We start from the raw sequence: 19,815 nt of genomic DNA, 5'->3' as shown, positions 1-19,815 counted from the left end.
TGCGCTCTGCCGCTCAGGTGGCGGTGAAGTTAAAAAGGGTGTAGCGGATATGCAGAATGATTTCGCTCAGACTGAGCAACAGTGCTTTCTGCCGGGTGGTGGCATCGGGAAAGCTTAACGTCAGCGTGCCGCCGTCATTTAGCGGTATGCCTTCAAACGGCAGCCAGCGGGCATCGTTAAAGTCCAGCTGGAACTGGCCGCTGTCATTCATCCCTTGTGAGACGGCCAGTGCATTGCAGCCACGTGGCAGGGTCACGCTGTCGCCATAACTGAGTACCGCGCGCACATCCTGGTAAGGCGCCACCAGCGCCGGCAGGGTGACGCTGATCTGCTTAATGCGTCGCATATTGCCCAGCGATGCCTGGTAACTGCTGCCAATCTTCAGGTCAGACAGCTTCACCGTCGCCTGCAACTGATAGTCTGCCGTCATCGCCAGGCTGTTGGCGCCGGTGCGGTCAGCTTTCTTACCGGCGTTAACCAGCGTGGTGATCTTCTCTGTCAGCCCGAACGGGTTGTCTGTTTGTCTGGCATAGAACTCCGACAGGCACAGGGTGCGCGTCAGCTCTTTCTCGCGCTCTTCTTTCTCCAGGTAACGCTGCTCCATCTGCGCCAGGTTGAGCATCAGGGTTTCACCGGCCAGCTGCCCGGCATAACTGCCCAGCCAGGCGCCGGGGCGGATAAAGCTGGCGGCGGTGTCGCCCAGCGCCCAGCGGTAACTCTGCTGTGCCATCAGGCAGCGCGAGACCGCCAGGTCATAGAACTGGTAGTAAATCGCCGCCAGCTTGCCGCGCAGCCAGTTATACAGCGCCCGGTTACTGAACTTATTCTGCAGGAAGCTGAGCTGTGCCTGCGTCTGGGTCTGCTGGGTTTCCTGATAGCTTTTCTGCCTGACGGCCGCCTCACGCCGCACCGCCAGTGAAGCCAGCTGCGCATCAATCTGTTTCACCGCCGATTCGGCGGCGTTACGCTGGATTTGCCACTCCTGGCGACGGCGACGGTAGAATTCCGACTGACTGATGCGATCGGCGGCGGTGCGTGATGCGGCGGCGTAAACCTCAATGCCGGTACCCACCGCACGGGCGAGAGATCCATAGCGGGAACCGCCGAACGCCCAGCCGTAAATATTCGGCACCACATCCAGGCCGGACGCGACGGCATACGCGCCGGTAGCGGTGGTGGAAAGCACCGATGCGGACAGGTAAAGGTCCATCGCCTGTTTCTCCGCGCGGTTAACGTTCTCTTCATACAGCGCGCTATAGCTGTCGAGGCGCGACTGCGCGCCGTTACGGCTCTCCTGCAGCGCTGCGCGATCGGCGTCGATTTCGGCAATGTTTCTCTCCTGCAGGGCGACACTCTGGCGCACCAGCTCCGCTCCCTGGGTCTGCAGCAGTTCGGCCAGCGCTTCGGCATCCTGGCGCTCGGTAAGGGTCAGCAGGGTACTGCCAAACTGACTCAGCTGGCTGACGAGGGCTCTGGCGCTCTCGAGCGCCAGCGGGAAGCGCTGCAGCGGCATCACCGCCACCGGCAGCGCCGCCCCCGCCTGCGATGCGCTTACCGCCGAACTGAGCAGGGCGGAGGGATCGCGCGGCGCGGCATAGATTGGTAATGACAGCGGCAGACCATCGATAGAGAGATTGTGGCGCAGGTTATACAGCCGCAGCGCCAGCGTCTGCCAGTAGCCGTGCAGCTTCTCATTCTGCTGCGGCAAAAACAGTTTGGTCAGCGAGTTGCCGGTGCGCAGCGTAGTCTTATCCGCCTGCTGACGGATGACCAGCAGAGCCTGTTGCGCGTTAGCCTGCGTGGTGCTATCGGCGGCATCACCCAGCGTCGGATCTGACCAGCCGCCAGCCACCGCCAGCCAGGGCTCGACGCCGAGAATATCCAGCGCCTGTACATACCACATTTTGGCTTCGTTCAGGGCGTCGCGCTCCAGCTGGCGATAGGCGGCATCGCCGCGGGCAATCAGCAGGTCGAGGGTGCGCATAAACGTGGCGACCTTGTAGTGCATCGGGTCAGCCTGCGCCACGGCATCGGGATCCACAGAATCAAGCGGGCTGGCATTCCACGCGGTGTCCTCCTCCAGCGGGCGCACATTCCACTGATAAGCGGCGGGTTCGCCATTTACCCGATAGCCTTCCGGGCTCCAGATATATTTTATCCAGCGCGTCGCCTCGGTGAAGCGTTGCTCCTGCAGCAGGCGCTGGAAAATCATCATTGGCGCATAGTAGAACATCTCCCAGAAATAGAGCGCATTGGCACCGCTGAAATCCATCGCTTCTGTCTGCTTATCCGCTAATAACCTGGTCGTCAGCCCCCGGGTTCGGTTGGTGTTATTGGGATCCGTTTTAAATATGCCGGTGGCGGGATCATAAATAAATTGCTGCATATGCGTGTAGCTGGTGTAGAAGGCAGCATCTGAATATTTAACCCCGATGTAATGTTGTAATTTTTCCGCCCCGGTCTTCGCGGTATTGTAGGGAAGGAACAGGATAAGTCGGGTTTCCTGATCGGCCGAAAGGAGACCCGCGGCGCAGAGATTTCTACTGCGTTCCTGACCCTGCACATCCGTGTAATAACCTACGTAGTAAAGTTCATAGCTGCCATTACCGTGTCTGGCTTTATCATAACGGCCAAAATTGACCTCAATATAGTTTCCCGGACCGAGTTTAGGCTCCTGCAATTGCTGGGTTTCCATCGACAGCACGGAATCCAGCCCCTTATTCGCGCGTGCAACCAGCTGTCTGGCGAACAACGTATTCACCCGGGTACGCCAGGGACCATTTTCCAGATACTGTTCAGCGGAAATGCCGCGGGTAATCATCATTGGCTCAGCATTCAAATTGCGGCTGACAATCAGTGTTCCGGACTGCGAACCGAGAAAACGACCATCATTCGCTTTCGCTGACAGAACAAAATTAACTTCCGCTTTACCGTTTACAAATGCTTTCAGCGGGATAATAAATTTCAGTTTCTTAAACGCATAGAGCGTTGAAGCAAAATTGAGCACCGGCAGATTGACGGTTTCAATATTTTCTAAGGCGTTATAGACGCTGGTGCTACCTCCGGCGGAAACTGTCACCGTAACATCTCGCGGGCTGATGCCGGTTTTTATCTCATAGCCCGGATAGACATCCGTGGCCGAAGCGCTATTGTCGGTAAGGAAAAAATAAGACTCTTTGAATTTAATATCATCATTGGCGGTAGTTTGCGGCATGGCGACCATTAATGCCGTATCGCTGGTGGTAAGCCGGACGCCCGAACCCACATTCGGCCACCAGGCGCTTAATCCACTGGCGCTTTGTTCGCGGTAAACCAGTAGTTTCGCTACCGAATTCGCGCTGCTTTTCGGCCAGTAGACCGGATAGAGTAATCTTCTGCTGGTATTGTAATCAGGGTTAGGACTTATATTGTCATAAATATAATAAGTTTCTCCCATAATGCCGAACTGCTGTAACAGTCTGACCTGATTGGTCATGCTGGTGCCGGAGTTAGCCGGATAAGTGATATTGACATCGCTATTAAATTCAATGGTAACTGAACTTTCCGTCGATTCCACCAGCTGACAATTATAAACCCGCCCCTGGGCAAGGATGGATAACATTTTATCGCCCCAGGTATAACCAAGAGAAGCCCCGCCCGGGACGGAAATATCCACCAGATAGAGCTGATTGACCTTGCGGCTTGACAGGGTATCAAACTGCTTCCAGGCATTATCTCTGAATACCTCGGGCGCGGTTATTTCACTGATCGAGTGATCGCTGTTAATTAACAGTCCGAGTGTATAAACCTTGCTGTTTTGATCATCGCTTTCATCCGGTGCGTAAAACAGAACAATCAATGCGCCAGTATGTGATGAGCGCGAGCAATAGATACGTTTACTTTCAAACTGGCGAATATCCTCCGCCGAAAAGTAGTTCGCCAGGTTTATACTGGTGACGTTATTCCATGTGCCATCATGTCGGATATAAGTATATTTAAGCTCATAGGTTTTTGCCTGGCTGATAACGGTATTGTTATTATTATCTTTACTTTCGACGGCGGTCTCTTTTTCCTCCATCCAGACAATATACAGTCTGGAGTTAAAAATCACCGGACGGATCAACTGATTGACCGGCCGGGCGGCTGCCTTAATCTCCCGCCACTCGCTCCAGGCATTGGCCGGATACTTGCCGGCGGAAAATTTATTTTGATCCAGCGTGCGCCAGTAATAAGCCTCTTCCGTCGCCGACTTACCCACCAGCCAGGTGGTTCCTGTCGTCAGATGACTGTCATCATGATAGCCGCTGACCACCTCCAGATCGGCGATCTCTTCAAAGCGCGTCATATAGGTTTTAAAGGCGTCATCCACCGTCTCGCTGGTCAGCTGACTCTGGCTGATCGACTGCAGCATTTCGTCGATCATGCCGGTTTGCCCGCGCCGCAGCGTCGGGTCAAGATAGTTCTCGGGGTAATAGACCAGCTGTGACACCCCGGCCCAGCTGCTGTAGCGCTTGTTATAGCGATCCCAGTCGCTAAAGAACTGACGGGCCTGCACCGCTGCCACCACGCCGCTCTCCTGGCCGCTTAACGCCCGGTTGATATACAACTGAACGCTGGCAATCGCTTCTGCCAGCCGGGTGGTTTTCACTGCCGCTGACACTTCGTTATCAATCAGCAGATAGCTGTAAAGGTCATCGCGGTCGTGTACCCAGTCCGGCGTGGTGTTCCTGATGGCCCAGGCGCTGAGGGCGCGGCTGGTGGCTTCATCAAGCGCGGCATGTAACTGTGTGGTCTGCTGGCTGTTCAGTCCGGCCTGCAGGGCGCGGCTGACGGCGCGCCAGGCGGCATAAGTCTGGTTACTGGCTTTCGCCTGCACTATCAGCGCATTAACCCCGGCCGGGGTGATGCCCAGCCGGGTGGCGACATCCACCCACTGCAGGGTGGCATCGACATCGGTCCAGCCGCTGAATTTGCTGGCGCTGCTGCCGCTGGCGAGTTGCAGCCCCTGCGCCACCATATTTTCCTCCAGCCCCATCGCCTGCGCCAGCTGTGCGGGGGTCAGCGCACTCGACTCCAGCGCGGTCAGCAGTTCCGTCGCGGAGGCCGGGTATTGCTGTAACCAGCGGTGAAAGCGCGCCAGGGTGTATACCGTGGCGATATCATGCGGCAGCGAGCTGGCGTCTGGCTTAAACCTCCCCGGTTTATTGACCGCCAGCGCCAGCTCGCTGGCGCTCAGGCGCAACGTGCGCGCAATACGCGCCAGCTGCCCGAGTATCGTGCCGTACACAACCTGTTTTTTCTTCTCCGCATCGGTCGGGTTATCCTTCAGCGCCAGCGCGATAAATTGCGCTACCGTCAGGCTGGAGGGCAGAAGATCGTCCAGCCAGAGCAGGATGGCGTTGGCGGTTTGCGCTGAATCGAGCTGCATGGCGGCGGCGACAAACGGGGCGGCGACATTTAGCACACTTTTGTCATCATAAGTCTGGCTGGCAAGGCCGTTCTTCAGGGTGGCGATCAGATTCTCAATCTCCGGCGTCATCAGGCTGCCGTAGCTGGTGGTGGCCATCAGAAACAGATCTGCCACCGACAACTGCTGGCTTTGCAGCCAGCGGGTATAATGGTCAAGGAAGGCGATCACCTCCACCAGTTTGGCATCGGTTGGCGCGATATACTCCTGGGTACTGTACGGCGATACGACAAGCAGGGCGCTCAGCTCGGGGATACTCAGGCCATGCACTTCCGCCAGCAGTTGCAGCCGATACAGACCAGAGAGGTTTCTGATATTGGCGATAAATGCGGTTGAATTTCCGCTTCCCCTTGCCTGCAGCCACAGGTGGTACAGACCTGAATCATTGACCTTAAAGGCCCGTTTCAGCACCCCGGTGAGAAAGCTATCCGGGTTTGATGCCGGGTTGAGATCGACGGTGGCGGTGCCGGGGACGAATGTCTGGTTATCCAGTAACGGGGTATTAAACAGCCGGTCAAAATGGCTGGGCTGATTGTCGTGGCTAATCTGGCTAATGGGGGCGCCCGCCAGCACCAGCGCAGCAGATAAATCAATGCTGTAACGCTGGCGGTAGTATTGCGCCCAGAACAGTTTGCTCAGCACCATATCGTTAATGGTCATGCTGTCATTATCGCTTTCAATAATGGTGCGGATATCGGCAGCAGATATGGCGGCAGCTTTACTCAGGCGGATAATTTTATTCAGTTTCAGCAGCAGAACATTAGTCATCTTTGCCGGATCGAAAGTCGGCGTTGAGTCAGCATCCTGGTTATTCAGCAGGGCAAAAAATGGCGTTAATTCGTCATAGGTCAGCGCATAGTAACGGGCAAGCGCCGCAGGAGTACGAAAGACGTCGATCAGAACAGTGCCAAAGTTGGCGCTGTACAGTGCTGCGGCATTGGCTGTGGTAATCGTCTCGGTAAGAATTTTGTACAGTTCCGGCGAGATATCTGCCTTTATCCGCAGTAGCAAGGGGGTATCGATCAGTTTTGCCACATCGGGATTGTCAGCGAAGGCGCTAAACTGATGGTCCTGTAGCAGGATGGCCTGACGGGTGGTTTCATAGGCGATATTAAACGGCGTGACGCCCGACAGGCGCCAGCTGGCGAGCAGCTCCATGACGCCATCATAATTGGTCTTTTCCGCCACCTGAATGTTATCCAGCAGCAGCTGGTTGCTGAGGGTAAGCGTGGAGAGTTGCTGATCCATATTGCTTTGGGACAGCGGCAGGGGCGCCAGGTCGGGTCGCCGCTGGTCGAGATTATAAGTTGAATCGCCCGTATGCAGCCCTCTGGCCTCACGGTACAGTTCGGTCAGATATCCGGCCGGAGAAAACATCGACGCCACCGAGCCGGGGTTAACAAACTGACTGGCGCGGCCGCCGAACAGGTCATCATAGCTGCGCTGTTGCTGCGCATGACGGATAGCAAGACGCACCGCGTGCGCCAGCTGAGGATTGGCCCGGCTGAAGATACCCGCCTCGGTTAATTTGTTCTGTTGCTCCTGCTCCTGCGCCTGTCGCCAGATAAAGTTTTGCTCGCCAGCGGTCAGTTTATTCCCTGCCAGTGTTTTTACCTGCGGCAGCGAGAGTTCCATAACATTCGACAGGTCGACGTTCAGCTTCTCCAGAATCTCATCAGTAAGGGACATAATGGTTTCTCTCTTTATGGTATAAGCCGGGCGATGGGGAGGGATCAGCGGAATTATTAGTCAGCGGGATGGATTTATCCGGGCAGGCAAACAGCCGTCGGCAACAGGGGCAGTAAATTCAGGATGTTAATAAAAATGGCAATTATTTTTTTATGCTGTGTTTATATTGATATGTGGTTTTAATGGCTTAGTTTTTATCTTTTAGTGGTTATTTTATTTAATTATTATCTCTATTTTAGCTTTTTGCACTAAACTTATTTTGCTGGAAATGGTCCAGAAATGGAAATTTCTATTATTCATTACGGCCGGATTCCAGGTTATTTTCTCCGGTTAGTCAGGTTTTTTCCTGACGGCGGCAGTTGGAATATCCGGCTATTATTGGCGGGATAGCAGTAATAAGACCAGTCGTATGACAATATCCGTGAATACGGAAGATAATAATACCGGCGCTATTAAGGCGTCATCACGTTGAAAAAGGAATCACTATGGAAGCGTTTGCAGCCAACGCTGACAGGGATAACGCATTAAGTGAAACGCGGCTGGAACGGGCGATTGCCCCGCAGCTGGCGCGCCATCCTGGCCAGAGTGGTATTCACCCGCTGGAAGAGGGTCTTGATGCGTTTGCCTCGCGCTATTTACTGATCTCCATCGCCGGGCGCACTATCGATGTACAGTACTATATCTGGCAGAACGATATGTCGGGGCGTTTGCTGTTTAGCGCTTTGCTGGAGGCGGCCGAGCGCGGCGTTATGGTGCGTCTGTTGCTCGACGATAACAACACCATGGGGCTGGATCAAACCCTCAGTGAGCTTAACCGTCATCCCAACATCCAGATCCGCCTGTTTAATCCCTTTTCCTTTCGCACTTTGCGCGCGCTTGGTTATCTGACCGACTTTGCCCGGCTGAACCGGCGTATGCACAATAAAAGTTTTACTGTCGATGGCATGGCGACCATTGTCGGCGGCCGTAATATCGGCGACGAATATTTTGGCACCGGTGATGAGCCGCTGTTTTCCGATCTGGATGTACTGGCGCTGGGGCCGGTAGTGGCGGAGGTCAGCGCTGATTTCGAGCGCTACTGGCACAGTCGGGCCGTCTCTGCGCTCACTTCAGTGGTGGCTAACGACAGCGATGATCCGCGTTCCGCGGTGCGTTTGCCGGATGCCTGGCGCGATGATCCTCAGGTGCAGCAATATCTGCAGCGTTTGCACTCGTCAGCATTTGTGGCAAAGCTGGAGCGTAGCGAACTGGCGTTGATCTGGGCCAAAACCCGACTGCTCAGCGATGATCCGCGTAAAGGGCTGGGCAGGGCGCGCGCCTCGACGCTGTTGCCACAGCGCATGATGGAGGTGATCGGTCTGCCGCAGCGGCAATTTGATATTATCTCGGCCTATTTTGTTCCAACCCGGGCCGGGGTGGCGCAACTGCTGGCGCTAAAGCGGCGCGGGGTGAAAATCGCTATTCTGACCAACTCGCTGGCGGCCAACGATGTCTCGGTGGTGCATGCCGGTTATGCCAAATGGCGTAAAAAACTGTTGCGCCACGGCATCGACTTATATGAATTAAAGCCGCACAGCGACAGCCGCGATGCGCCCCATGATCGCGGCTTAACCGGTAACTCCGGCTCCAGCCTGCATGCCAAAACCTTTAGCGTCGACAATGAAAAGGTGTTTATCGGTTCCTTTAATTTCGATCCGCGCTCTGCGGTGCTGAATACCGAAATGGGTTTTGTTATCGAGAGCGAACAGCTGGCGACCTCGGTCCATCAGCGCTTTATTCGCCGTATGCATGATAAAGCGTGGAAGCTGCGGCTCGATAAGTGGGGGCGAGTGAACTGGGTGGAGTTTGAAGGCGAAGCGGGGGAGCGGGTGTATAAACATGAACCGCGCACCCGCTTTATCCAGCGTCTGCTGGTGCGGCTGGTGTGGCGGCTGCCGGTAGAGTGGTTGCTATAAGCCACCACGGCCGGCAGCACGCCGCGCGTTATCTCTCAGGATTTTGCCGGCTGTCGCGATTTCGCGGCATGCGGCGGTTTACCGGAGAATAGAAAGCGTAATAACGGAATGCGTAAATGAATCTCATACAGCGTAAACGCAATACCAAACACAAAGGCCAGACCGACAAAAAAGCCCAGCGTATTGCTGTCAATAGCGGGCGCAATAAAGATGCCATACAGTAGCGTCAGCGGGTGGTGCACCAGATAGATAAACAGTGAAGCATTAACCAGATAGCTGATGCGCGGAGAGTGCGCATTAAGCAGCTTATGACCAAGTGAAAACACCACATTAACCATCCAGATCCCCATCAGCATGGTGATCACCGCATCAATCTCATACAGCCAGCCGGCGCCGGCGCTGTGGCGCTGATTCAGCAGATAAGCGACCAGCGTCAGGCAGGAACCGACCAGTGTCCAGGGGTTAAATTTTATAAACAGCGCCTTTATCGCCGGATATTTCCATGCCATCGCGCCCAGCATAAAGAACGGCAGATAGAACAGGCTCTGCATCACGACAAAATTAAACAGGCCATCCATCAGCAGATTAGGTTGCAGAATAAATATCAGCCGACGAATGGTTCCCCAGATAACGGCAAAACCCAGAAAGGTCAGGGTTAATTTTCGCCATGTCAGTTCGGAATAGTCTGTTTTTATCACCCCGTCGCGACCAGAATCCCGCAACAGTTTAAACAGCAATGTACCGAGCGTGGTGAGCACCGTCAGTACCAGCAGGAACCATAAATGGGAGATCAGATTCCATGCCAGACTGTTGTAGCGATCGTAGAGCGAGAAGTTACCCCAGTCGCCAATCGCCGGGGTCCATGCTTTGAGCAGGAAGAACTGCGGCAGAGTCAGTAAGGGAATGGCGGTGAGCATCGGAATCGCCACGCGCTCAACGCGCATTTTCAGCCAGTAGCGCGGCTTGTAGCGCAGGTAGAGCATATAAGAGAAGTAGCCTGATATCACAAAGAATACCTGCATGCGAAAGGCATGAATAAAGTCATTCAACACCGTTAGCCAGAGTGTGGGTTCAGCACTGTTCACCGCCCATTGCTGACTGGAATAGATCAGCGACATATGGAAGGGCACGCCCAGTAACATCAGGTAGGCTCGAATGGAATCGAGGAAGTACTCACGCTGTGGTTTTTTTATACGCATAGGTGTCCATTTATTAATCAATTATCCCCCCGATTCGCCCTGAACCAGGCTAAAGCATGGGCTTACTTTACTGCAGCAACAAAGAGTATACTATCAGCCGAATCCGTATCAGCTAAACGCTTGAGATATCGGCGCTTAGCGGGGAGAAAGCGGGGAATAAAATCCCGCTCAGGCTGTCGGAAACCTGAATTATCCATTAAGATTGATGGGATTGATTTAAGCACCCGAAAGGGGGGGATGTGCTGATTAAAATGAAAAATGAACCAAAACTGATGAAGATGCGCTTAACTGGCGCGGCAGTTTTGCTTTCGCTGTATGCAAGCTCAGGTTGGGCTTTCAGCATCGATGATGTAGCAAAGCAGGCGAAAGATTTGGCCGGGAAAGGTTTTGAAGCGCCAAAAAGTAATTTACCTTCACAGTTACGGGAGATGAAATTTGCTGATTATCAGCAAATTCAGTTTAACCATGATAAGGCCTGGTGGGGCAAGCTGAAGACCCCATTTAAACTTGAATTTTATCATCAGGGTATGTACTTCGACACCCCGGTGAAACTGAATGAAGTCACCGCCAATAGCGTGCGTGAGATTAAATATAATTCCGACTATTTTAATTTTGGTAATGTTAAGCACGATCCGGAAACCGTTAAAAACCTCGGTTATGCCGGTTTTAAAGTGCTTTACCCGCTTAACAGCAAAGATAAAAATGACGAAATCAGTAGCTTCCTCGGGGCAAGTTATTTCCGCGTAATCGGCGCCGATCAGGTTTATGGCCTTTCGGCACGTGGCCTGGCGATTGATACTGCGCTGCCTTCTGGCGAAGAGTTCCCGCGTTTTAAAGAGTACTGGGTCGAGCGGCCAAAACCGCAAGACAAACGTCTGGTGATCTATGCGCTGCTGGATTCGCCGCGCGCGGCCGGCGCCTACCGTTTTGTTATCAGCCCGGGTAAAGAGACCACTGTCGATGTCGAGTCGCGCGTCTATCTGCGTGACAAAGTGGGCAAACTGGGCGTCGCGCCGCTGACCAGTATGTTCCTGTTTGGCCCGAATCAGCCTTCTCCGATGGTGAATTACCGTCCGGCGCTGCATGATTCCAATGGTCTGTCGATTCACGCCGGTAACGGTGAGTGGATCTGGCGTCCGCTGAATAATCCGAAACATCTCGCGGTCAGTACTTTTACCGTTGAGAACCCGAAAGGTTTTGGTCTGCTGCAACGTGGACGTGATTTCAGTGAGTTCCAGGATCTTGATGATCGCTACGACCAGCGCCCAAGTGGCTGGATCGAGCCGCAAGGTAACTGGGGGAAAGGGCGCGTGGAGTTGGTAGAGATCCCGACTGCGGATGAAACTAACGACAATATCGTTGCCTTCTGGACGCCGGAAACGCTGCCGGAACCAGGCAAAGAGATGAATTTCAAATACCGTCTGCACTTTACCCGCGACGAAAGCAAGCTGCACTCGCCGGAGACGGCGTATGTGAAAAGCACGCTGCGTTCTACCGGCGATGTGAAACAGTCGAATCTGGTGCGTCAGCCGGATGGCACGGTCGCCTTTGTGGTGGATTTTATCGGTCCGGAAATGAGCAAGCTGGCTAATAACACGCCGGTTAGCCCACAGGTGAGCGTGGGTGACAACGGTGAAGTGGTCGAACAGAGCGTACATTATAACTCCGTAACCAAAGGCTGGCGTTTGGTGTTGCGTCTGCGTGTGAAAGATAACAAGCAGCCGACCGAAATGCGCGCCGCACTGGTTAATGGAGATAAGCCGCTGACGGAAACCTGGAGCTATCAGTTGCCTGCCAATGAATAAGTCTACCGTAACACCCGCAGATTATATCGACTTGCTGCCGCTTTCCGCTGCGCGGAAGGAGGCTCTTCAGCAGGCTTTGCCCGCTGAAGGCGAAGACGAGGAAGTCTACAGCAAGCTTCATCACCAACTGGGCGAGGATGGTCCGGTTGAAGTGCGTCCGGATGACGCGCCGCTGGAGTCGGTAAAAGCCCGTATTAATATGACGTGGCCTGACTCTGTCGCCGGTGGTGAACAGTTCGATAAAGATTACTTAGATCGCACCACGCTGAAAGCGATGCCGCCGGTTAAGCGTTCGCTGATGTTTCCTGAAGCCTGGCGTACCAACCCGGTCGCCCGCGCCTGGGATTCGCTGCGTGGCCGTAAAATCACCCCCCACCGTTATGCGGATGCGGATGAGCAGAAGTCAGAAGATAAATGGCGCCATGTCGGCTCGATTCGCCGTTATATTCTGCTGCTGTTAACCCTCGCGCAGACGGTGGTGGCCACCTGGTATATGAAAACCATCCTGCCGTATCAGGGCTGGGCGTTAATCGACCCAATGGAGATGATCAATCAGAACTGGCAACAGTCGGTATTGCAGATCCTGCCTTACGTATTGCAAACCGGTATCCTGTTCCTGTTCGCTATTCTGTTCTGCTGGGTGTCGGCCGGTTTCTGGACCGCCCTGATGGGCTTCCTGCAACTGCTAATTGGCCGCGATAAATACAGCATCTCGTATCTGAGTCACCGTGACGAACCGATCCTGATTAACCCTGAGCATCGTACCGCGCTGATCATGCCGATCTGTAACGAAGACGTTGAGCGGGTGTTTGCCGGTCTGCGCGCCACCTGGGAATCCGTGGTGCGTACCGGCGAGCAGGCGAACTTTGACGTTTATGTGCTCAGCGACAGTTATGACGCCGATATCGCCATGGCGGAGCAGAAGGCCTGGATGGAGCTGATCCGTGATGTCGGTGGTGAAGGTAAAATCTTTTATCGCCGCCGTCGCCGTCGCGTGAAGCGTAAAAGCGGCAATATCGATGATTTTTGCCGTCGCTGGGGCAGCCAGTACAGCTATATGGTGGTGCTGGACGCGGATAGCGTGATGAGCGGTGAGTGTCTTACCGGTCTGGTGCGCATGATGGAAGCCAACCCGCGCGCCGGTATTATCCAGTCTTCGCCGAAAGCATCCGGTATGGATACGCTGTATGCCCGTTGCCAGCAGTTTGCCACCCGGGTCTACGGTCCGCTGTTTACCGCCGGTTTGCACTTCTGGCAGTTAGGTGAATCACACTACTGGGGGCATAACGCCATCATCCGTGTGAAGCCGTTTATCGAGCACTGCGCCCTGGCGCCGTTGCCAGGTGAAGGTTCGTTTGCGGGTTCTATCCTCTCCCATGACTTTGTCGAAGCCGCGCTGATGCGTCGTGCCGGTTGGGGGGTATGGATTGCTTACGATCTGCCGGGTTCTTATGAAGAGCTGCCGCCAAACCTGCTGGATGAGCTGAAGCGTGACCGTCGCTGGTGCCACGGTAACCTGATGAACTTCCGCCTGTTCCTGGTGAAAGGGATGCATCCGGTGCACCGTGCGGTGTTTCTTACCGGGGTGATGTCCTACCTTTCGGCGCCGCTGTGGTTTATGTTCCTCGCGCTTTCCACCGCGCTGCAGGTGGTGCATACCCTGATGGAACCGCAGTACTTCCTGCAACCGCGACAGCTGTTCCCGGTATGGCCGCAGTGGCGTCCTGAACTGGCGATTGCGCTGTTCTCGACGACCCTGACGCTACTGTTCCTGCCGAAGTTGCTGAGCGTGGTGTTGATCTGGTGTAAAGGTGCGAAGCCCTATGGCGGCGCGATTCGGCTGTTCTTCTCACTGCTGCTGGAAATGCTGTTCTCGGTACTGCTGGCGCCGGTGCGTATGCTGTTCCATACGGTATTTGTGGTGAGTGCTTTCCTTGGCTGGGAAGTGGTTTGGAACTCACCGCAACGTGATGACGATGCGACGCCATGGAGCGAAGCCTTTGCCCGTCACGGTTCGCAGCTGCTGCTGGGTGTGGTCTGGGCGGCCGGCATGGGGTGGCTGGATCTGAACTTCCTCTGGTGGTTAGCGCCGATTGTCTTCTCGCTGATCCTGTCGCCATTTGTGTCGGTTTTCTCCAGCCGCGCCAGCCTTGGGCTGGGCTCGAAGCGCGCCAGATTGTTCCTGATCCCGGAAGAGTATGATCCGCCGAAAGAGTTGCTGGATACCGAAGCGTATCTGCAGCTGAACCGCGAACGCGCGTTAAAACATGGCTTTATGCATGCGCTGTTCCATCCATCGTTCAATGCGCTGGCCAGCGCGCTGGCGACCTCACGTCACCTGAAGAGCGATATTCTGGAATATGCCCGTGACCGCCGTGTTGAGCAGGCGTTAAGCGATTCGCCAGCCAAACTTAGCCGCGATCAGCGTCTGAACTTGCTTAGCGATCCGGTGACTCTGGCGCGTCTTCACTATCGTTTGTGGCAGAACGCGGATAAGTATCACGACTGGATTGAACAATATCAGGCGTTGCAGCTTAACCCGCTGGCGATTCAGCCAGTGAAATAAGCAACAGGCGGCAGCGATGCCGCCTGTTTTGTTTTTACGTTAACTTTACAGATAATTTGCAGATTTCACCGGTGGTTGGTGCAGAATGCGCATTAGAATAAGCGCCCAATATTTATACGAGAGTTTTCATGATCGCTAAACTTAGCCGACTGCTGCTGCTGGCGGCCTGTATGGTTAGCTTAACTGGCTGCGGCAGTATTATCAGCAGAACCGTGTCCGGACAGGGGCATGGCAACCAGTATTATCCCGGCGTGCAATGGGATGTGCGTGACACCCCATGGCGCTTTCTGACCATTATCGACCTGCCGCTGTCCTTAGTGGTCGATACGCTGCTATTGCCGGTGGATATCCATCACGGACCCTATGAGTAATTAACGCTGGTCATCACCATAGTGGTTGTCGGAGTCGCTATTGTCATCTTCCCACTCTTCGGCAGCCGCCAGACCTTCTTCGCTATCCAGCGGGGGTTCCAGCTGAAATTCACCTTCATCCCATTCATGCAGGGTATTTTCGGCCTGCCACTCCTGACGGAGTTCTATTTCATCGAAGTCACCGTCAAAAATCGCCTGTGCCGCCTCGCCACTTTTTACCGGCAGGCATTCCCCTTCATCGCCTTCGTCGGTGAGAAATTCAGCCTGCCACATGATTTCGCCATCGCGCATCACATACTTTTGCAGGTTAAACTGGCTGACTGACGCTTCGTCCTCAGCGATGCCCGGATTATCCACCAGATACTCTTCGCGCGCGTTTTCGATAGCTTCTTCCAGTGTTGAGAACAATGTCATACTTCACTCCTTGCCTGAGAAACGAGGTTTTTAGAAAATGATAGTCGAAGATCGGTCAGGTAAAGGCCAGCGGGATAAAAAAAATTAATGTTGAGCTATCAGTGCGTTATATGATGATTTTTCTTATCATGCCGTTGTGTTAGCAGCAGGGCGCGCGAAAGGGCTGCCGCTTCACGCGCTGGCTGCCGCCTGAGAATTTATGCGCTATTATCGGCCTGACGGGGCAGCCTGAGTAAAGCTGTCGGCTGAGCTTAATCGACTGATACTATTACTTTTTCAGATTTTCACTCAGCGCTTTTTTCCATACAATGAGTAATGGTACTATCATTACAAATAATTGCTGAGGGTATTAACGATGGACTACATGAAGGAATCCGCTTATCACCATGTTGAAGAGACCCAGTCGACCGTGACTATCACGCGCAAGAAGGGCACCCGGTGTGAGCACTTTAATAAAATTGTCGATTTGGTGTTAACCGATCATATGGATGCCAAGACCCATATTGATAGCGAGAGCGGCGGTTATGATAAGGTGATCATCCTGAAATAGTTCGTTTACCACCCGCGTCAGCACTCTCCCTCTGATGTTTGTCCCAGGTGCTCACTACGATGCGATCGCGCCAGGTCCCCGACGTTGACGCCAGGTCACCCAGGTGTAGATCGCGTTAAACAGCACCACCGCCGCGGTGACCAGAAACACCGCGCGAAATCCCCAACTGGCGGAAACGGCCGCACCCATTAGCGGGCCGCTGACATTGCCAATATCACGAAATGACTGGTTGTAACTGAAGATACGACCGGCTATCTGATTGCTGACGTTATAGATCAGCAGCGTTTGTACCGCTGGCAGCAGAGCGCCGTCTGCGGCACCGAGCATAAAACGCAAAATACCCAGCTGCAGCGGCGACTGTACAAATGCCATTGGGATCAGTATCAGCACCGAAACGATGAGCATCACAATAAGAATCCGCTCCGGACCAATACGGTCGCCGAGTTGTCCGAGGCGCGGGGCGCTGATTAATGCCGCTACGCCCGGTATCGAGGCGATCATGCCGCTGATAAACGCCAGGTTCTGCGTGTGGCCCGCCAGTTCACGCACATATAATGTCAGGATTGGCGCAATTGAGCCGGTGGCAATCTGAATAATCATGGTGGTGATAAACAGCGCCAGCACCAGCCGGGGGCTTTTTATTGAGGAGAACACCTGGCGCAGATGCAGCAGATCCTTTTTTTGTACCGGGATAAAGGATTCACGAATACAGCACAGGGTGATGATAAAGCAACTAAACAGCAGACCCGCGGTAATATAAAACACCGGGCGCAGGCCAAAGCTGTCAGCCAGCAGGCCGCCAATTAACGGCCCGATTAGCGCGCCGCTTACCGCCCCGGTTGATAAGGTGCCCAGCGCCCAGCCGCTTTTATTACGCGGTACCTGGGTGGCAATCAGTGCATTGGCATTGGGCACAAAGCCGCCGAGCAGACCAAGCACCGCACGCAGCGCGAGGAATTGCCAGATATTGCAGGCGAGTCCCATCATCACCATCACCAGCGACATGCCGAGCGCCGAGCGCAGCAGCATAATTTTACGCCCTTTACGATCGGCCAGTCCGCCCCAGAAAGGGGAGGCGATGGCAGAAAACAGAAAAGTGATGCTGAACACCAGCCCGGACCACATATTCAGCTGTTGTGGGTCGGTAACACCAAGCAGCTCGACATACAGCGGAAGAAACGGCATAACCAGGCTGAACGCCATGCCGGTGAGGAAACATCCCAGCCAGGCAATGTACAGATTGCGCTTCCAGTTGATCGGTATTTCGTCCGCCGCCATAGCCCTGGCTTTCCTAGTCTGTATTAAATAATGAGCAAGCTAAGCATATTAGCGATTAGGCGTACGGATACAATGGATATTTTTATTTTGGCGAAATTACCGCGGGGCCGCTGATAGCCAACTGCCGCCGCCGGGGCGGGGGGATTTGACAGCGCGCCGGGGAGCCTTAAGCGCTCCCCGGCTGCCAGTCAGTAAAGTGAGGCTTCCCCTTCCGGGCGCGTTTTAAAACGGCGATGGAGCCACATATATTGTTCCGGCGCCATCAGCACGCTTTCTTCCACTACCCGGTTCATGCGCGCAGCGGTGGCCGCTTCGTTTTCCAGCGGCATATCAGTGACATCCGGCATAATGACTAACTCGTAGCCTTTACCATGCGGCAGGCGACGCGGAACAAAAGGGATCACTGCCGGTTTTCCACTGCGGATCAGCAGGTAGCTGCCTTTGGTGGTGGCGGCTTTATCCACGCCAAAGAACGGCACAAAGACGCTACTGCGCGGACCATAATCATGATCGGGGGCATACCAGATAATCTCGCCGTTTTTCAGCGCGCGGATCATGCCTTTCACATCTCTGCGATCCAGCATGCTTTTATTGGAACGCATGCGTCCCCAGGTTTGCAGCCAGTCGATCAGTTTATTGTCATTGGGCCGGTACACCCCGATGCCGGGATTATGAATGCCAAAAATCCGCGCGCCCAGTTCCAGCGTCAGAAAGTGCATCCCAATCAGCAATACCCCTTTTTGCTGCTGCTGCGCGCGCGTGATATGTTCCAGACCGCTGACGCTAAACCAGCGTTTAATCCGCCAGTCCGGCCAGAACCACGCCATACCGGTCTCCAGCAGACCCATACCAACGGATTCAAAGTTGCGCACCACCATCGCTTCGCGCTCGGCGGCCGGCATGGTGGGAAAACTGAGTTCGAGGTTTCGACGAGCGACAAAGACGCGTTGTCTCAGGAAACGCATTGAAAAGCGACCGAGTCCACATCCGAGGTAGTACAACACCGGGTAGGGGAGTAAAACGATCAGATAAAGCAGTCCCACCCCCAACCACATAAACCAGTAACGAGGATGCAATAATTCGCGAGAAAAGTGTGGCAATTGAGTCATATTCTTCCAGCTTAAATTGTTTGAAGCACTATTATGACGTCTATCTATTCAGTTGATTATGGCCTATTGTGCCATTTTTTACAGACTGGCTGAAATAAGTCGCTATTAATGGCGGGTTTGCAGGTAAAAACAGAGCGGATCGGCGGAACGCTCTGCCTGCGAACAATGTGCGCAGGCAGAGCGGGATTATGATTTAAACAGCCCTTTCACGGCATGGGGTTCCGAGCGCCAGTATTGCGGCGGAGCACTCACTTTGGCGCCCAACTGTGCCGCTGCATGCCATGGCCAGCGTGGATCGTAGAGCATGGCGCGCGCCAGCGCGACGGCATCGGCCTGGCCTTCCTGCAGAATCGCTTCAGCCTGGGCGGGTTGGGTAATTAAACCGACGGCAATCACCGGTATTGTCACCTGTTGTTTAATTGCCCGGGCAAAGGGCAGCTGGTAGCCCGGACCGACGTCGATCTTTTGCTGCGGCGACAGTCCGCCGCTGGAGACATGGATATAATCACAACCGATGGCTTCCAGCGCTTTACTCAGCGCCAGCGACTGCGACAGATCCCAGCCGCCATCCACCCAGTCAGTAGCGGAAATACGCACGCCCACCGGTTTGTTTATCGGAAACACGCGGCGCACTTCGCGGAAAATTTCCAGTACGATGCGCATCCGGTTCTCCAGGGAGCCGCCGTAGCGATCTTCACGCTGGTTAGAGAGCGGCGACAGAAACTGATGCAACAGATAACCGTGCGCCGCATGGATTTCAATCAGATCCAGCCCCAGCCGATCGGCGCGAATCGCGCTGTCGATAAAGGCCTGTCGGACCGCATCGATTTCACTCAGGGACAGCGCCTGCGGTTGGGCGTCAGCCGGGTGGAACGGCAGCGCAGAGGGCGCTGAAGTTTGCCAGCCGCCCTGCGCTGCGGACAGAAACCCGCCGCCGCGCCACGGAACGTCGCTCGAGGCTTTCCGCCCCGCGTGTCCCAGCTGGATACCGATCGGCATGGCGCTGTACTGTTTCACATCATTAAGCACCGCTGCCAGTGCCTGTTCGGTGGTATCATCCCAAAGCCCGAGATCCTGCGGCGTGATGCGGCCCGCGGCTTCGACCGCGGCGGCTTCCAGAATCATTAAGCCGGCGCCCGAAAGCGCGAGGTGGCCTAAATGGATGCGATGCCAGGCGGTCGCTTTACCCTGTTCGGCGGAATACTGGCACATCGGCGCAATTACGATGCGGTTTTCCAGCGACAATTTACCAATTTTCAGTGGGGTAAACAGTTGACTCATCGGGTTTCTCCATATTATTCACGGGGGTGACAGTAAGGACGCTAAGTGAATATTCAATGTTTAACCCATGTGGGTCAAGTCAGGAAGTGCTGTGGCAAAAGGGTAGCAGCCGCTGCCTGACGGCAAGAAAGTTTTTCACAAACATTATCACC

At 54.5% G+C, this 19,815-nt stretch carries 11 protein-coding genes; 5 read left to right on the top strand and 6 right to left on the bottom strand.

What is annotated here, in order from left to right:
- Positions 1-13: 13 nt before the first annotated feature.
- Complete coding sequence (locus tag JWF83_RS16530; RefSeq protein ID WP_413651480.1) at positions 14-7,135, bottom strand: neuraminidase-like domain-containing protein; 7,122 nt, start codon at positions 7,133-7,135, stop codon at positions 14-16.
- A gap of 485 nt (positions 7,136-7,620) precedes the next feature.
- Between JWF83_RS16530 and JWF83_RS16525 the strand changes: the two genes are divergently transcribed.
- Complete coding sequence (locus JWF83_RS16525; protein ID WP_413651479.1) at positions 7,621-9,090, top strand: phospholipase D family protein; 1,470 nt, start codon at positions 7,621-7,623, stop codon at positions 9,088-9,090.
- Positions 9,091-9,125: 35 nt separating this feature from the next.
- Here the strand turns inward: JWF83_RS16525 and mdoC are convergent, their stop codons facing one another.
- A complete protein-coding gene (gene mdoC, locus JWF83_RS16520) occupies positions 9,126-10,289 on the bottom strand; it encodes a glucans biosynthesis protein MdoC (protein WP_413651478.1) in 1,164 nt (387 codons plus the stop codon).
- Between the two features lie 269 nt (positions 10,290-10,558).
- Here mdoC and JWF83_RS16515 point away from each other — a divergent pair, with 269 nt between their 5' ends.
- From JWF83_RS16515 to JWF83_RS16505, 3 genes are all read left to right on the top strand, one after another.
- A complete protein-coding gene (locus tag JWF83_RS16515) occupies positions 10,559-12,094 on the top strand; it encodes a glucan biosynthesis protein G (protein ID WP_413651510.1) in 1,536 nt (511 codons plus the stop codon).
- Positions 12,087-14,660 (top strand): glucans biosynthesis glucosyltransferase MdoH, encoded by a 2,574-nt coding sequence (mdoH, locus tag JWF83_RS16510; protein WP_413651477.1) that lies wholly within the window; start codon positions 12,087-12,089, stop codon positions 14,658-14,660. Before JWF83_RS16515 ends, mdoH begins: the two co-directional genes overlap by 8 nt.
- Positions 14,661-14,788: 128 nt before the next feature.
- Complete coding sequence (locus JWF83_RS16505; protein WP_413651476.1) at positions 14,789-15,031, top strand: YceK/YidQ family lipoprotein; 243 nt, start codon at positions 14,789-14,791, stop codon at positions 15,029-15,031.
- On the opposite strand, the gene JWF83_RS16500 is transcribed toward JWF83_RS16505, so the two are convergent.
- The gene (locus tag JWF83_RS16500) at positions 15,032-15,445 is read right to left on the bottom strand and encodes a MysB family protein (protein ID WP_413651475.1); all 414 of its coding nucleotides are present in this window, start codon (positions 15,443-15,445) and stop codon (positions 15,032-15,034) included.
- Between the two features lie 355 nt (positions 15,446-15,800).
- Here JWF83_RS16500 and JWF83_RS16495 point away from each other — a divergent pair, with 355 nt between their 5' ends.
- Positions 15,801-15,995 (top strand): hypothetical protein, encoded by a 195-nt coding sequence (locus tag JWF83_RS16495; protein WP_413651474.1) that lies wholly within the window; start codon positions 15,801-15,803, stop codon positions 15,993-15,995.
- A 54-nt stretch (positions 15,996-16,049) separates the two neighbouring features.
- On the opposite strand, the gene mdtG is transcribed toward JWF83_RS16495, so the two are convergent.
- The 3 genes from mdtG to JWF83_RS16480 all read right to left on the bottom strand — a co-directional run bounded on the left by mdtG (position 16,050) and on the right by JWF83_RS16480 (position 19,663).
- Entirely contained in the window at positions 16,050-17,273 is a 1,224-nt protein-coding gene (mdtG, locus tag JWF83_RS16490) for a multidrug efflux MFS transporter MdtG (RefSeq protein ID WP_413651473.1), read from the bottom strand.
- 188 nt (positions 17,274-17,461) lie between these two features.
- Positions 17,462-18,382: a Kdo(2)-lipid IV(A) acyltransferase gene (locus JWF83_RS16485; RefSeq protein ID WP_413651472.1), complete on the bottom strand. Its 921-nt coding sequence runs from the start codon at positions 18,380-18,382 to the stop codon at positions 17,462-17,464.
- Positions 18,383-18,568: 186 nt separating this feature from the next.
- On the bottom strand, positions 18,569-19,663 hold the full coding sequence (locus JWF83_RS16480) for an NADH:flavin oxidoreductase/NADH oxidase (RefSeq protein WP_413651471.1): 1,095 nt from the start codon (positions 19,661-19,663) through the stop codon (positions 18,569-18,571).
- Positions 19,664-19,815: the final 152 nt, after the last annotated feature.

This window comes from Pantoea sp. B65, from assembly GCF_047308185.1.
In the GTDB taxonomy this organism is placed as follows: domain Bacteria; phylum Pseudomonadota; class Gammaproteobacteria; order Enterobacterales; family Enterobacteriaceae; genus Erwinia.
Note: the sequence above shows the minus strand (reverse complement) of the source record. Positions and strands in the feature narration are given on the sequence as shown.